The following is a 209-nucleotide window of genomic DNA, read 5'->3' on the forward strand; positions in this document are numbered from 1 at the left end:
TAGTTTTTGCTTTGCCAAAGCTTCCGGCCTTCCTTTTTGGCACGAATCTGTCTTCTTGACGCACGTCTTTGAAGCTTTTTCAGCCGCTTTAAGGATTTGCGGTAGTAGCGAGGATTGTCCACTACCGTGCCGTCTGAATCGGTTAGGAAATTGTCAAGATTGAGATCGATTCCTGTCTTCTTGCCCGTCTTTGCCTTTTGCGCCTTGAA

Annotated in this window: 1 protein-coding gene; it reads right to left on the bottom strand. The window is 46.9% G+C overall.

Annotation, left to right across the window (positions count from 1 at the left end):
• Positions 1-209: transposase (locus ACLUXO_RS10495; protein ID WP_412137474.1), on the bottom strand; the 209-nt coding region annotated here is incomplete at both ends.

Source organism: Lactobacillus delbrueckii subsp. bulgaricus, assembly GCF_046938665.1.
Classification (GTDB): Bacteria; Bacillota; Bacilli; order Lactobacillales; family Lactobacillaceae; genus Lactobacillus; species Lactobacillus delbrueckii_C.